The following is a 14,420-nucleotide window of genomic DNA, read 5'->3' on the forward strand; positions in this document are numbered from 1 at the left end:
TCACGCGCGTCGCCTGACCTCGAGGGGAAAGGGGCGAACTCGGCCTCAACTCGAGTTGCGCAACAACGCCGAGGTGAAGTTGAACATTCTTGGCTTGACCGCGCGCAGCCGGCCGGCCGCAACATGCGACGCCGCGAAGTGGCATGGCAGGAATCCGATGAACCGCCCAGAGAGGATCAGCATCAGTTGCGCTTCCATGTGCACCACGGAGGCGCTCGCTCGTGGATGACCCACAAGGTAGAGGTCATCGAAGTGGCGATAACTTCGCACTGAGAAGCGGGCTTCGTCCACCTGGCGCTTGGTGATTTCTGAGTCCAGCAGCCCGAAGAGAGGGTGACCTTCTCCGCAATAGAGGTGATGTGGCTCTCCGACGAAGTCTTGCTAGACGACGCCCGGCGCCTTTCGGGATAGCGGGCCGATGACCACGTCGCGCTCGCCGTCGGCGACCTGACGCTCCAGCTCGGAACGGATGTCGAGGGACAGATCAACGAACACATCCGTGTCCGGTGTCAGGAACTGGTTGATAGCCGCTTGAATGCCCAGCCGGTCGTCCGTCATCGTTCCGTCCGAGGTGCCTGACAGGCGCCAGCCCGAAAGGCCTCCTCGGACTGCGGCGATGCGCCGATTGAAGTCCTCGAGGTCGCGAAACAGCTTCAGCGCCCCGTCATAAGTCGCTTGGCCGAGCTCGGTGAGGCGGAACTGCTGCTTGCCGCGAAAGCAGAGCTGGCCGCCCAAGCGCTTTTCCAGCTCGGCCTAGTGCGTGCTCAGCGTCGACTGGGACAGGTTGAGCGCCACTTGCGCCTCAGCGAAACCGCCCGCGTCCGCCAACGCCATGAACACCCGCAGCAGACGGATATCGATGTTGTCTAGGCGGCGCATACTCCCTCCATCGTCTGGAAGCATCGACGGTAACCGATGCGCACATTCAAACATAGTGATTTACTTCGATGTGGGATCCCCGAAGCTGACGCGAAACCGCCAGGGAGTCCGATATGCGCAAGCCGATCACATTCGTCGCCTCAGCCTTCGCCCTTGTTGCCGGAGCGGGCGCAACTTCGGCCGCCGACCAGATCCGCATCCTCGCGCCGACTTGGCTCGGGTTCGCGCCCGTCCACATCGCGCAGGATCTTGGCTGCTTCGAGCAGAACGATCTCGAAGTCAGTATCAGCTTCGAGGACGACCTGACCAATGTCATGGCAGCGATGGCCCGGGGTGACATCGAAGTGCAGATGAGGTCGGTGGGGGAGTATCAGGGCCGGCCTCGCGACCCGAGCACGCCTGGCATTATCATCGGCACCATCGACGAATCGGCCGGCGGCGACGGTGTGATCACAGATGAGACCATTCAGTCGGTGTCGGACCTTCAGGGCAAGACGATCGCGGCGGAGCCGAACATCCCTTCGCGCCTGCTGCTCCAGATGGAGTTGAAGGAGGCAGGCCTTTCCCTGGACGACCTGACAGTGGTGGACATCGCCACGGCTGACACGGCGGCCGTGTTCGCCGACGGGTCGATTGCGGCTATCGCCACTTACGAGCCTTTCATGTCGCAAGCCATCGAAGCCTCGGGCCGTCCGGGCGCAAGGGTGCTGGTTTCGTCTAAGGACTATCCTGGCCTCATCATCGACGCGATCATCGCCCGAAATGACGATCTCGCCGCGAATCCCGACAAGTACCGCCGCTTCCTGACCTGCATATACCAAGCTGTCGACTTCATCGACGCCAACCCGGACCAATTCGCCGAGATGGCCGCGCCCCACTTTGGCCTGACCCCCGAGGAGGTCACCGAGGTCGTCACCTCAAGCATCACCTACAACAACCTGGACGAGGCCAAGACCTACATGGGTACGTCAGGGGAACGGGGAACGATCCACGACATCTTCGACACTGTCCTGGACCTCAACCTGGAGAATGGCGCAGCCGACAGCAAGCTGGTGGCGGAAGACCAGATCGATAACTCGGTCATCAACCAGGTCGAGGTTCAGTGAGCTTGTCGGCGACGCGAGGAGCGACGATGAGCGGTGCGATGGACGAGCCGCTACCCGAACGTGGCAAGCGGCCTGCCCAGGGTCGGTCCAAGACCCTGCGGACAGCATTGGGCGGCCTGTTTGCGTTTCGGGGCCGATCCTCTCCCACCGTGGAGGTGGGTGTGAGCGTCCTAGCGGCCGCGATCGTTCTCGGACTGTGGGAGGCCGCCTCCCGTGCGGGATGGATTGCGCCGCAGTTTCTGCCTTCGCCCAGCGCCGTCCTAGGGGCGCTCTGGACCATGACAACCGAACAGAGCCTTGGCTACCATATCGCGGTCTCCACAGGGCGTGTCTGGGCCGCGTTCCTGCTCGCGGCGGCAATGGCGATTCCGATCGGGATCCTGATGAGCAGCTACCGGATCGTCGGAGCGGCGCTCGAGCCGATGATCGACTTCATCCGGTACCTGCCGGTTCCCGCGCTGGTGCCGCTGTCCATCATCTGGTTTGGTGTCGGGGAGACGACCAAGATCTTTCTCCTGTGGCTCGGCACCTTTTTCCAGCTCGTGCTGCTCGTGGCCGATGACATGCGTCGCGTGCCGCACGAATACGTGGAGGTCGCTCGGACGGTGGGTGCCAACTCGCGGCAGCTCATGTGGGACGTGGCGCTGCGCTCGATGGGTCCGACGCTGCTCGACAACCTGCGCATCACGCTCGGATGGTGCTGGACCTACCTCATCATTGCCGAGATCGTCGCGGCCAGCAGCGGCATCGGCTACGTCATCTGGCAGGCTCGTCGCTTCGTGAAGACGCCCGAGGTGATGGCCGGCGTGGTGGTGATCGGCCTCATCGGCCTCGTCACGGACCAGCTCCTGCGGCTGCTGCACCGCCGTTTCTTCCGTTATTTGTGAGGGTGCCGTGACAGCAGATTACCTGCGCTTCTACGGGGTCGCGAAGACGTTCGGCACGGTCCCGGTGGTGCGCCGCACCGACCTGTCCATCGCGCGCGACGCGCTCGTGGTGTTCCTCGGACCTTCCGGCTGCGGGAAGACAACCCTGATGCGGATGGTCGGGGGCCTCGATAGCCCGACCGAAGGGTGGATCGAGCTCGATGGCGGAAGGGTCGACCGACCCGACCGGCGACGGGGCATGGTCTTCCAGTCCTATTCGTCGTTCCCCTGGCTCACGGTGGCCCAGAACATCGCTTTCGGCATGCGCTACCGCGACGACCTCACGGCAGCCGAAAAGCAGGAACGCGTCCGCCACTACTTGGACCTGGTCGGCCTGACGGACTTCGCGGACAGCTATCCGAGCCGGATCTCGGGCGGGATGCGGCAGCGCGTGGCCATCGCCCGGACGCTGGCGGCCGGGTCCGAGGTGCTGCTCATGGACGAGCCCTTCGGCGCGCTGGACGCTCTGACGCGCGAGCGGCTCCAGGTCCAGCTTCGCTCGATCCAGAAGCGCGAAGCCAAGACGGTCGTCTTCGTCACCCACGACGTGGAGGAGGCGGTGTTTCTGGCGGACCGGATCATCCTGTTCTCCGCGCGCCCCGCCACCATCGTGGCCGACATCGACGTGACGGCCGAGCTAGGGGCCGAGCGGCCGCTCGACATTCGTGAGACGCGCCCCTTCTTCGACCTGCGGAATCACGTGCTGCACCTCATACGCCACGAGACCAGCGAGGCGGCATGACAGCGGGACTCGAGGGAAGGGTCGCGGTCATCACCGGCGCGAGCCGCGGCATCGGCCTGGGCATCGCCCGTCAGTTCCAGGCGGCGGGCGCGCGGCTGCATCTTGTCGCCGATGACGCGGCCATCGTGGCGCGCGCGGAGGAGATGGGTTGCACCGGGGCCGTCGCGGATATCGCAGACGCGGCGCAGGTGCGCGATGCGCTGGCCGGGCTCGACCGGATCGACGTGCTCGTCAACAACGCGGGGCTGGAGTTGATGACCCCGGTCACGGATGCGAGCGAGGAGGTGCTGAACGCGGTCCAGCGCATCGTCTCGATCAATGTCGTAGGCACAGCGATGGTGACGCGGCGCGCGATTCCTTCGATGCGCGCGGGCGGAGCCATCGTGAACACGGCCTCGATCTGGGGGCGTGTCGCCGAGCCCGCCTTCGACGCGTACGTCGCCTCCAAGCACGCCATCATCGGCCTGACCAAGACCTGGGCGCGCGAGCTGGGCCCACTCGGCATCAGGGTGAATGCGATTTGCCCCGGCTGGGTCCGGACCGAGGCCTCCATGCGCTCGCTGCGCCGGATGGCGGGCCTAACGGGGCGGGCCGAGGACGACCTCCTGGCCGACATCGTCGCGGGACAGGCTCTGCCCGGGCTGATGGAGCCCGAGGATGTGGCTGGTGCCTACCTGTTCCTCGCTTCCGACTCGGCCCGGAACATCACGGGCCAGTCGCTCGGCGTCGATCGGGGAGAGGTGCCATGGTAGCAATGCTGGCTGGGCGGACCGCCCTGGTGACCGGGGCGGCCAGTGGCATTGGTCGTGCGAGCGCTGAGGCGCTGCGCGCCGAGGGAGCACAGGTCGTAGGATTGGACGTGCGGGCAGCGGAGGGGCCTATTCCCGTGCTGGCCTGCGATCTGTCCCGCGAGGAGCAGGTCGTGGCTGCGGTCGCCGAGGCTGCGCGTCGGCTGGGCGGGCTGGACATCATCGTGAACAGTGCGGGGATCCTCGAGGAGAAGCCGCTCACCGTCGTCACGGCGGAGCACGTCGACCGGATGTTCGCCGTGAACGTCAGGGGCGCGATCCTCGTCGCGCGCGAGGCGCTGCCCCACCTGCGCGAGGGCGGACGGATCATCAACGTGGCCTCGGAACTGGCGTATCTCGGACGTGCCGAGGCCTCGGTCTACGTCGCCACCAAGGCGGCGCTCATCGGCTTGACCCGATCCTGGGCCCGCGAACTCGCGCCACGCATCTTGGTCAACGCTGTCGCTCCCGGACCCACGGACACTCCCCTTCTCGGGTTCGAGCAGCTGAACGAGGCGCAGCGTCGGGCCGAGACGGCCCATCCGCTCGGACGGATCGGACGGCCCGAGGAGGTCGCCGCCGCCGTCGTCTTCCTTGCCGGGCAAGGCGCGACCTTCTTCACCGGCCAGTGCCTGGGCGCCAACGGCGGCGCCGCGATGATCTGAGGAGAGACATGGACAGTGTTTTCTGGGCCGAGTTGCCCTGGCCCGACGTGGAACAGCGCGTGGCCGCCGGTGCCCCCGTCTTCCTGCCAGTTGGCGCGACGGAACAGCACGGACGGCACATGGCACTGAACGTGGACGCAGTGATACCCACCGCGATCTGCGAGCGGGTGGCCCGATCCGTAGGGGGATTGGTTGCGCCCACGCTGGCCTATGGCACCCGGTCCCAGCCACGCACGGGGGGCGGCCCCGGTTTTCCGGGCACACTCAACCTGACGGCCGGCACCTTCGCGATGATCCTGCGCGACGTCATCTGCGACCTTCATCGCCAGAACGTCCGGCGCATCGTTATCGTGAACGGCCATTACGAGAATATCGGCCCTTCCATCGAAGGGATCGAGCTCGCGCTCGACGCAATCGGCCGCCACAGGTCCGAGGACCTGATAATCCTGCGCTTCGACCACTGGGAGCTGGTCCGGCCAGAGACCCTCGACCGCATCTTCCCGGACGGCTACCCGGGAATCGAGCTGGAGCATGCGAGCGTCCTGGAGACATCGCTGATGATGGCATTGCGGCCCGAGCTTGTGGACCTGTCCCGGGCGAGACACGACGGGCCGGCGCAGTTCAGGCCTTACGACCGATACCCGCGCCCACCTGTCGAGGTGCCGCCCTCCGGTGTCCTCTCGTTGACCGAGGGGTCATCGGCCGAGAAGGGCGGCTGGCTGCTGGCTGACGTGACGGTCCGGATGACCGAATACGTGAACGAAGAATTCGAGCGGGGCGACAAGAGATGAACGCTGCCTTCTATCAACCGGTCGACGCGGCCGTGGTGCCGCGCTTTGCGGGCCTGTCCACCTTCATGCGCCTGCCGGCCGTGGCCTCTCCGGTCGGGCTCGACATCGCGTTGGCGGGGATTCCCTGGGACGGTGGCACCACGAACCGCGCCGGCGCCCGCCACGGCCCGCGAGAGATGCGCAACCAGTCGAGCCTGATGCGGCGGGTCCATCATGTCTCCAAGGTGGCCCCATTCAGCTTGGCCAACATCGCCGACATGGGCGATGTCTCGGTGAATCCAATCGACCTCCAGGATGGCCTGGCCCGGATCGAGGCGGGGATGGCCGAGATCGTGGCGGCAGGTGTCCTTCCCCTCTGCGCCGGGGGCGATCACCTGACCACCCTGCCGGTGCTGCGGGCCGTCGCGAGGGCCCGGCCCGTGGGGCTGATCCACTTCGACGCCCACTCCGATACCAACGACACCTACTTCGGCCAGAACCCCTATACTCATGGCACGCCGTTCCGCCGCGCGATCGAGGAGGGCCTGCTCGACCCCAGGCGCGTCATTCAGATCGGCATCCGTGGCTCCATCTACGACCCCGATGAGCATGGCTGGGCGCGCGAGCAGGGCATTCGCATCATCTACATGGAGGAGTTCGTCCGCCGAGGGTCCGCCGACGTCATGGCCGAGGCTCGAGACGTCGCCGGCGGTCAGCCCACCTACGTCACGTTCGATATCGACAGCCTGGACCCTTCCGTGGCCCCAGGCACCGGCACCCCGGAGATCGGCGGCTTCACCACGCGCGAGGCGCAGGAGATGCTTCGGCTCCTTGATGGCGTGGACATCGTCGGTGCGGACGTCGTGGAGGTCTCGCCCCCCTTCGACGTGGGCGGGATGACGGCGCTCGCTGGAGCCACGATGATGTTCGAGCTGCTGTGCGTCATGGCGGCGAACGTGGGACGCCGGAGAGCGACGGAAGGTGGCGCATGATCGGGCTCTCGCCAGTCGCGATTGGGCTGTTCAACCTGCCGGATCGTGCCGCTTTTGCGAGCGGGTTCCGGTCCGGCTGGTGGTTAACCCAACGGTATAACGCTGCCCCAGCTTGACACGATTGCGCGGCATTTCTGAAGCTTAAGAAAACAAGAAGCACAACAGGGATCAAAGACAGACCATGCCAATACGAGAGGGCTACGCACCTTTTGGCGACCACCGGACGTGGTACCGCGTGACCGGCGATCTCGCCTCGGGCAAGCCGCCGCTGGTCGTCCTGCATGGCGGGCCGGGTTGCACCCACGACTACGTCCTGAGCTTCGCGGACCTCGCGGACACGGGCCGCGCCGTCATCCACTACGACCAGATCGGCAATGGCCGATCCACCCACATGCGGGGTGCTGGGCCCGAGGTCTGGACGGTGGACCTGTTCCTGGCCGAGCTCGACAACCTGCTGGCGCACCTCGGCATCCAGGACCGCTACGCCGTGCTGGGCCAGTCCTGGGGCGGAATGCTTGGCGCCGAGCACGCGGTGCTGCGGCCCGAGGGGCTCCAGTCCCTGGTGATCGCCGACTCCCCCGCCAGCATGATCACCTGGGTGGCCGAGGCCAACCGCCTGCGCGAGCAGCTGCCGCCAGAGGTGCAGGCCACGCTGCTGCAGCACGAGCGGGCGGGCACCACCGACGATCCGGAGTACACGAAGGCTGTCGAGGTCTTCAACGGGCGCCATGTCTGCCGGGTTGTGCCCAACCCGCCCGAGGTGCAGCGCACCTTCGACGCCATCGCCGAGGATCCGACCGTCTACCACACGATGAACGGCCCCTCGGAGTTCCACGTCATCGGCACCCTCAAGACCTGGACCATCGAGGACCGCCTCGACCGGATCAACGTGCCGACGCTCCTGATCTCGGGCCGCCATGACGAGGCGACCGAGGCCTGCGTGCAGCCTTACGCGGACCGCATCCCCGACGTGCGGTGGACGATCTTCGAGGAGTCGAGCCACCTCCCGCACGTGGAGGAAAAGGACGCCTGCCTGGCCACCGTCGCCGCTTTCCTGGACGAGGCGGACGGCGTCGGCCCAACGACCACCAAAGCAACAGAGGGGATCCACCAATGACCACGCGCATCGGACGCGCCGCGCTCATCGGCGCCGCGCTGCTCTCCACCACATCGATCGCGGCCTCCGCGCAGACGCGCGAGGAGCTGATGGAGCAGCACCGGGGCGGCACGCTCCGCCTCGTGGCCAGCGCGGCGGGCGGCACCATCGATCCCCAGATCAACTACACCGCGCAGTACTGGCAGGTGATGCAGCTGGTCTATGACGGGCTCCTGACCTTCAAGAAGGCGGCGGGCGAGGAAGGGGGCGTCGTGGTGCCCGACCTCGCGACCGAGATCCCCGAGCCCACCAACGACGGCAAGACCTACGTCTTCCAGCTCCGCGACGGCATCAAGTTCTCGGACGGGACCGACGTGGGCGTGGACGACGTGGTCGCCTCCTTCCAGCGCATCTTCAAGATCTCGGGCCCGACCTCGGGGACGTTCTACAACGGGATCGTGGGCGCGGACGCCTGCCTCGCCTCCCCCGCCGACTGCACGCTCGAGGGCGGCGTCGTGGGCGACGAGGCGGCGCGGACCGTGACGATCAACCTCGTGGCGCCCGACCCGGAGTTCCTCCTCAAGATCTCGGTCCCCCACGCTGTGATCCTGCCGGCCGAGACGCCGGCCACCGACGCGGGCGTGAACCCGATCCCCGGCACCGGCCCCTACTATTTCGAGAGCTACAATCCGAACGAAAGCCTCGTGATGGCGCGGAATCCGAACTTCCAGGAATGGAGCCAGGACGCCCAGCCCGACGGCTACGTCGACCGGATCGAGTACGGCTTTGGCCTGACCGACGAGGCGCAGGTGACGGCGGTGCAGAACGGCCAGGCGGACTGGATGTTCGACCAGCCCCCCGCCGACCGCCTGAACGAGATCGGGACCCAGTACGCCGAGCAGGTGCACGTGAACCCGCTCACGGCCTTCTGGTATGCGCCGATGAACACGAATCTCCCCCCCTTCGACGACGTGCGGGTGCGGCAGGCGGTGAACTACGCCATCGACCGCGCCGCGCTCGTGCAGGTCTTCGGCGGGCCGGTGCTCGCGCAGCCCGTCTGCCAGATCCTGCCGCCCGGCTTCCCGGGGCACGAGGACAGCTGCATCTACACGCAGAGCCCCGGCACGACCTGGACCGCGCCCGACATGGACAAGGCCCGCGCCCTCGTGGAGGAGTCCGGGACCGCCGGTCAGGACGTGACCATCGTGGTCGAGGACACCACCGTCTCGCGCGGGGTGGGGACCTACCTCCAATCGGTGCTGACGGACCTGGGCTACAACGCCAGCGTCAACGCCATCTCCTCGAACATCCAGTTCACCTACATTCAGAACACCAACAACAACGTCCAGATCAGCGTCAGCCAATGGTACCAGGACTACCCGGCGGCCTCGAACTTCCTGAACGTGCTCCTGTCCTGCGCCTCGTTCCACCCGGGGTCGGACGCCTCGATCAACATCGCGGGCTACTGCAATGAGGAACTCGACGCCCGGATGCAGGCCGCGATGGAGCTGGCCGTGACGGACCCGGAGGCCGCCAACGCGGAATGGGCCAAGATCGACCAGGCCTTCATGGAGGAGGCCCCGATGGCGCCGCTGTTCACGCCCAAGGCCATCGACTTCCTGTCCACGCGGGTCGGCAACTACGTGTTCTCGAACCAGTACAAGTGGGTGATGTCCGAGGCCTGGGTCCAGTGACCGAGGACCTGCACGAGGTCGGTCGGCCGAGACGATGAGCCTGCCCTCCGAACCCGTCCTGGCTCCGGCGGCCGAGCCCGCCGCAGCCGACCCCGCCCGCCCGGCGGAGGGGCGCGGCCCCTGGCGGACCGCCTGGCGCCGCCTGCGCCGCAACCGTTCGGCCATGATCTCGCTGGCCGTCCTTCTGGCCGTGGTGGCACTCACACTGCTCGCCCCGGCTTACGCAGGTTGGCTCGGCATCGACCCCTTCCGGTCGAACCTCGCCGGAACCTGGATGATCGACGGCCAGAGCGTGCCGGTCATGGAGCCGTCCACCACCGGCCTCGGCCTCGGCGTGACGCCCATCGGACCCACCTGGGACCTGGGCGGATACTTCCTGGGCGCAGACAACCAGGGCCGGGACGTGGCGGCGCGGCTCCTCTACGGGGGTCGTAACTCCCTGGTGATCGCGGGGGCGGCCACGGTGCTGTGCCTCATGCTGGCCACCCTCTTAGGCCTTGTGGCGGGCTACATGGGCGGGGTCGTGGACATGATCCTGTCGCGCATCCTCGACGTGCTCTGGGCCTTCCCGGTCTACCTCCTCGCCATTTCGCTCTCGATCGTCCTCCTCACCAGCGCCTTCACCATCGGCCCCGTCACCATCACGGCGGGCAGCCTTCTCCTCCCCATCGGGATCATCGGCGTGATCTACGTCCCCTATGTGGCCCGCCCCATCCGGGCGCAGGTCCTTACCCTGCGGCAGAGCGAGTTCGTCCTGGCCGCTATCGGCCTGGGCCTCCCCACGGGGCGCATCCTGCGGAAGGACGTCCTGCCGAACCTCCTGCCGACGCTGATCGTCTTCGTGCCGATCCTCCTCGCGCTCGCCATCACGACCGAGTCGGCACTGTCCTACCTCTCCATCGGCGTCCAGCCGCCCGACGCGAGCTGGGGGACGATCATCCAGGACGGCCAGACGCTTCTCTACTCGCGCCCCTGGGTGGCGCTGGCCCCAGGGCTCGCCATCGTCGTCACGGTACTCGCGCTCAACGTGCTGGGTGACGCCGTCCGGGACGCGCTCGACGCTCGGGGGCATGGCCGCTGATGCTTGCCACCATCGTCGCGCGCCTCGGGCAGATGGTCTTCGTGATGTTCGGCATCAGCGTGCTGGTCTTCCTGATCTTCTTCGCCACGCCCGGATCGGACCCCGCCGCCCGCATTGCCGGCCGCAACGCCTCGCCCGAGACGGTGGCCCAGATTCGCGAGGACTTCGGTTTCGACCGCCCCCTGCCAGTCCAGTATGCGGTGATGATGAAGCGTCTCTTTGTGACGCAGGACCTCACCTCCTTCGTCAACCGCGGCCAGAAGGTCATCCCCGAGGTGCTGGACGCGATCCCGGCGACCCTGTCGCTGGTGTCCGGCGCGGCGGTGCTCTGGGTGCTGGGCTCGCTCACCGTGGGGGTCGCGGCGGCGGCGCTGCGGGACACGGCGGTGGACCGGGGGCTGATGATCCTGTCGCTCATCGGCATCTCGGCACCGGTCTTCTGGCTGGGCGAGGTGATGAACCTCCTGAGCCAGAGCCGCTACCACGACACCTGGCTCTTCTCTTGGGTGCCGGGCCTGGGCTACGTGCCGCTCAGCGACAGCGTCTCGGGCTGGTTCAAGGCGCTGGTGATCCCCTGGATCACGCTCGCCGTCCTCTACATCGGCATCTACGGCCGGGTCCTGCGCGCCAACCTGATCGAGGCCTATTCCGAGGACTATATCCGCACCGCCCGTGCCAAGGGGCTGAGCCCCACGCGCATCATGCTGCGCCACGCGCTGCGGACCTCTCTCCTGCCCTTTGTGACCATGTTTGGGCTGGACTTCGGGGCGCTGGTCGGCGGCGCGGCGCTGCTCACCGAGGTGGTTTTCGGCATCAACGGCATCGGACGGCTGACCTTCCACGCGCTCCAGAACCTCGACCTGCCCGTGATCCTCGCCACAGTGATCTACGCCTCGTTCTTCGTCGTGGCCGCCAACGCGCTGGTGGACGTGCTCTATGCGGTGATTGACCCACGGGTGCGCGCATGAGCCCGCTCCTCGACGTCCGCAACCTCCGCGTGGCCTTCGCGACCGATGGCGGGCCGGTCACGGCGGTGCACGACGTGTCCTTCACCGTCCAGCCCGGCGAGGTCCTCGCCATCGTGGGCGAGAGCGGGTCGGGCAAGTCGGTCTCGCTGCTCTCGGTGCTGGGCCTCGTGGACCGGCGGCGGACGGTGGTCGAGGGGCAGGCGACCTTCCGGGGCGAGCCGATCCTGAACCTTTCCGAACGCGTGCTGCGACGCATTCGAGGCCGCGAGATCGCGCTTATCTCGCAGGACCCGATGACCGCGCTAACCCCCGTGCACCGGATCGGCGACCAGATCGCCGAGCAGATCCGGGCGCATGAGCGGGTGAGTCGCCAGGCCGCCCGGGACCGCGCCGTCAGCCTGCTGCGCGACGTGAACATCCCGATGCCGGAACGCGCCGTGGACCGCTACCCGCACGAGCTGTCGGGCGGGATGCGACAGCGGGCGGTGATCGCCATGGCGCTGTCCTGCAACCCCGCCCTCCTCGTGGCGGACGAGCCGACCACGGCGCTCGACACCACCGTGCAGGCGCAGGTGCTGGACATGCTGCGGCGGCTCAGCGCGCAGCACGACTCTTCGGTGGTGCTCATCACACATGACATGGGTGTGGTGGCCGAGATGGCGACGCGGGTGGCCGTCATGTATGCGGGCCGGATCGTAGAGACAGGGACCGTGGCCGAGCTGTTCGACGACCCCTGGCACCCGTACACCTGGGGCCTCCTCGACTCGATCCCGCCGCTGACCGGCGCACGGCCTCGCAGGCTCCCCTCCATTGCCGGGATGCCGCCCCCGCCGGGCCGGACCGAGCCCGGATGTCCCTTTGCCCCACGCTGCCGCGCCGCCATGCCTGTCTGCTATCTTCCCCCGCCGGAGCAGGTCGCAGGCGGCCACCGGGCGCTCTGCGTTCTTGACGCGCCGGCCCGCGCTGCCCTGCGTCCGCCCAGGGTCGCCGCATGACCGCTACACCCCTGATCGAGGCGCGTGCGCTCACGCGCGAGTTCGTCCTGCGGCGAAGCTGGCTTCCCGGCAGTGGTCAGGTGCTGCGGGCCGTGGACCGGGTCGACCTCGCCGTGCACAAGGGCGAGACGCTCGGCCTCGTTGGCGAGAGCGGGTCGGGCAAGTCCACCCTGGGCCGTTGCCTCACGCGGCTGATCGAGACGACGGACGGCTCGGTCGTGTTCGACGGGCAGGACGTGACCCGGCTCAGGGCGCGCGGCCTCCGGCCCTTCCGGCGGTCGGTCCAGATGATCTTCCAAGACCCGTCCTCCTCCCTGAACCCCCGCCGCCGGGTCGGCGACATCCTGTCGGAGCCGCTCGCCGTCCACGGCATCCGCCCAGCGCGCGAGGTTCCGGGACGGCTGCGCGAACTCATGGACCTCGTGGGCCTGCCCGCTGCCGCGCTCGACCGCTTCCCGCACGAGTTCTCGGGCGGGCAGCGCCAGCGCATCGGCATCGCCCGGGCACTCGCTATGGAGCCGCGGCTTATTGTGGCGGACGAGCCGGTGTCAGCGCTCGATGTCTCGGTGCAGGCGCAGGTCGTCAACCTCTTCGCCGACCTGCGCGAGAGGCTGTCGCTCACCTACCTATTCATCGCCCACGACCTGGGCGTGGTTAGGCAGGTCTCGACCCGCGTGGCCATCATGTACCTGGGCTCGGTCATGGAGACGGGTGAGACCGACACGGTCTTCGACTCGCCTGCGCATCCCTACACCGAGGCGCTGCTCTCCGCGATCCCGGTCCCCGTCGCCGATCCCGCCGCGCGTCGCCGCCGCATCCTCCTGAAGGGCGAGATCCCGAACGCCGCCAACCCGCCCAAGGGCTGCAAATTCGTGACCCGCTGCCCCTACGCGCAGGACGTCTGCCGGGCTCAGCGTCCTGAATTGCGCCCCCTGACTGACGGGCGGCTTGTCGCCTGCCATTTCCCCAGGGCGGCGCTATTCGCTAGCGGGGCTGTACTGGCCTGAAACGTGTTTCGGTGAACCCATAGGAGTCAACTCTCGGTGAGATCAGGCCCCCGCAACCAAATCCCAGACAAACGGCGGCCCCACACGGGCTAGGGCAGTGACCTGCCCCCGTCGCAGCAATGCGCGGGGGCTTCGTCGTTCCTGGAGCGCTTATCGGGCCGACTGGGCATTGGTGCGTTCGTGGTCACGTCGTTTGGAAGCTGAGCCGAGACTCCAAACGCAGGAAAGCCCGCGCACATGGCGCAGGCTGCATCCGGGGACGTGGGCCTGGTGCGGGGTCGGCTGGTCCTGGGTGCCCCGGGCCTGCGAGGCTAGTTCCCCAATGGCGGCTGAGGGCCGTTCGGCTCATCATCGGGGCTGGCCAGATCTCGGCACCCCCCTTTTGCGGCAACCGAGGCGTTGTCGAGCGAGGCCCGGCTCCAGTCCAGCTGCCCGGCGTCCGACAGGCGCTCAAGGAGCACGCGGTGCGGGCCTGCCCAAAGACCCACCTCTTGCCAGTTACGAAGCCGGCGCCAGCAGGTCATCCCCGAACAGCCCAACTCGCACGGCAGCATTTCCCAAGGGATGCCGGAGCGCAGAACAAAGACAATCCCATCCAAGGCCGCTCAGTCGCCGCAGCGGGGCCGGCCACCCTTGGGCTTCGGTGGCTCGGGTGGCAGAAGCGCCGCAAGGGCCGCCTAGAGATCGTCGGACACAACGGGCTTGCTCATA

Annotated in this window: 15 protein-coding genes and 2 pseudogenes; 13 read left to right on the top strand and 4 right to left on the bottom strand. The window is 67.5% G+C overall.

Features of this window, described 5'->3' with window-relative positions:
* Window positions 1–45: 45 nt before the first annotated feature.
* The 3 genes and pseudogenes from FHG71_RS09950 to FHG71_RS09960 form a co-directional block, all read right to left on the bottom strand.
* Window positions 46–357 (bottom strand): annotated as a pseudogene (locus FHG71_RS09950) (hypothetical protein); the annotation flags it as partial.
* Window positions 358–381: 24 nt separating this feature from the next.
* A complete protein-coding gene (locus FHG71_RS09955; protein ID WP_139081486.1) occupies window positions 382–735 on the bottom strand; it encodes a LysR family transcriptional regulator in 354 nt (117 codons plus the stop codon).
* Window positions 736–753: 18 nt separating this feature from the next.
* Complete coding sequence (locus tag FHG71_RS09960) at window positions 754–879, bottom strand: LysR family transcriptional regulator (protein ID WP_176559364.1); 126 nt, start codon at window positions 877–879, stop codon at window positions 754–756.
* Window positions 880–992: 113 nt separating this feature from the next.
* Between FHG71_RS09960 and FHG71_RS09965 the strand changes: the two genes are divergently transcribed.
* The 13 genes from FHG71_RS09965 to FHG71_RS10025 all read left to right on the top strand — a co-directional run bounded on the left by FHG71_RS09965 (window position 993) and on the right by FHG71_RS10025 (window position 13,709).
* On the top strand, window positions 993–1,985 hold the full coding sequence (locus FHG71_RS09965; RefSeq protein ID WP_139081488.1) for an ABC transporter substrate-binding protein: 993 nt from the start codon (window positions 993–995) through the stop codon (window positions 1,983–1,985).
* A gap of 26 nt (window positions 1,986–2,011) precedes the next feature.
* A complete protein-coding gene (locus tag FHG71_RS09970; protein ID WP_176559365.1) occupies window positions 2,012–2,872 on the top strand; it encodes an ABC transporter permease in 861 nt (286 codons plus the stop codon).
* 7 nt (window positions 2,873–2,879) lie between these two features.
* A complete protein-coding gene (locus FHG71_RS09975; protein ID WP_139081489.1) occupies window positions 2,880–3,653 on the top strand; it encodes an ABC transporter ATP-binding protein in 774 nt (257 codons plus the stop codon).
* Window positions 3,650–4,405, top strand: coding sequence for an SDR family NAD(P)-dependent oxidoreductase (locus FHG71_RS09980; protein ID WP_139081490.1), 756 nt, complete (start codon window positions 3,650–3,652; stop codon window positions 4,403–4,405). The genes FHG71_RS09975 and FHG71_RS09980 overlap by 4 nt, the downstream gene beginning before the upstream one ends.
* Window positions 4,399–5,106: an SDR family NAD(P)-dependent oxidoreductase gene (locus tag FHG71_RS09985; RefSeq protein WP_139081491.1), complete on the top strand. Its 708-nt coding sequence runs from the start codon at window positions 4,399–4,401 to the stop codon at window positions 5,104–5,106. The genes FHG71_RS09980 and FHG71_RS09985 overlap by 7 nt, the downstream gene beginning before the upstream one ends.
* Window positions 5,107–5,114: 8 nt before the next feature.
* Window positions 5,115–5,897 (top strand): creatininase, encoded by a 783-nt coding sequence (locus tag FHG71_RS09990; RefSeq protein ID WP_139081492.1) that lies wholly within the window; start codon window positions 5,115–5,117, stop codon window positions 5,895–5,897.
* A complete protein-coding gene (speB, locus tag FHG71_RS09995) occupies window positions 5,894–6,868 on the top strand; it encodes an agmatinase (protein WP_139081493.1) in 975 nt (324 codons plus the stop codon). Before FHG71_RS09990 ends, speB begins: the two co-directional genes overlap by 4 nt.
* Window positions 6,869–7,049: 181 nt before the next feature.
* Window positions 7,050–7,985: a proline iminopeptidase-family hydrolase gene (locus FHG71_RS10000; RefSeq protein ID WP_139081494.1), complete on the top strand. Its 936-nt coding sequence runs from the start codon at window positions 7,050–7,052 to the stop codon at window positions 7,983–7,985.
* Window positions 7,982–9,658, top strand: a complete 1,677-nt coding sequence (locus tag FHG71_RS10005) for an ABC transporter substrate-binding protein (protein ID WP_139081495.1) — start codon at window positions 7,982–7,984, stop codon at window positions 9,656–9,658. The genes FHG71_RS10000 and FHG71_RS10005 overlap by 4 nt, the downstream gene beginning before the upstream one ends.
* Window positions 9,659–9,692: 34 nt before the next feature.
* Window positions 9,693–10,739: an ABC transporter permease gene (locus tag FHG71_RS10010; protein ID WP_139081496.1), complete on the top strand. Its 1,047-nt coding sequence runs from the start codon at window positions 9,693–9,695 to the stop codon at window positions 10,737–10,739.
* On the top strand, window positions 10,739–11,707 hold the full coding sequence (locus tag FHG71_RS10015) for an ABC transporter permease (protein ID WP_139081497.1): 969 nt from the start codon (window positions 10,739–10,741) through the stop codon (window positions 11,705–11,707). Before FHG71_RS10010 ends, FHG71_RS10015 begins: the two co-directional genes overlap by 1 nt.
* A complete protein-coding gene (locus FHG71_RS10020) occupies window positions 11,704–12,702 on the top strand; it encodes an ABC transporter ATP-binding protein (protein WP_139081498.1) in 999 nt (332 codons plus the stop codon). Before FHG71_RS10015 ends, FHG71_RS10020 begins: the two co-directional genes overlap by 4 nt.
* On the top strand, window positions 12,699–13,709 hold the full coding sequence (locus FHG71_RS10025; RefSeq protein ID WP_139081499.1) for an ABC transporter ATP-binding protein: 1,011 nt from the start codon (window positions 12,699–12,701) through the stop codon (window positions 13,707–13,709). Before FHG71_RS10020 ends, FHG71_RS10025 begins: the two co-directional genes overlap by 4 nt.
* A gap of 374 nt (window positions 13,710–14,083) precedes the next feature.
* Here FHG71_RS10025 and FHG71_RS10030 read toward each other — a convergent pair.
* Window positions 14,084–14,368 (bottom strand): annotated as a pseudogene (locus FHG71_RS10030) (transposase); the annotation flags it as partial.
* Window positions 14,369–14,420: the final 52 nt, after the last annotated feature.

The organism is Rubellimicrobium roseum (genome assembly GCF_006152145.1).
GTDB lineage: Bacteria > Pseudomonadota > Alphaproteobacteria > Rhodobacterales > Rhodobacteraceae > Rubellimicrobium > Rubellimicrobium roseum.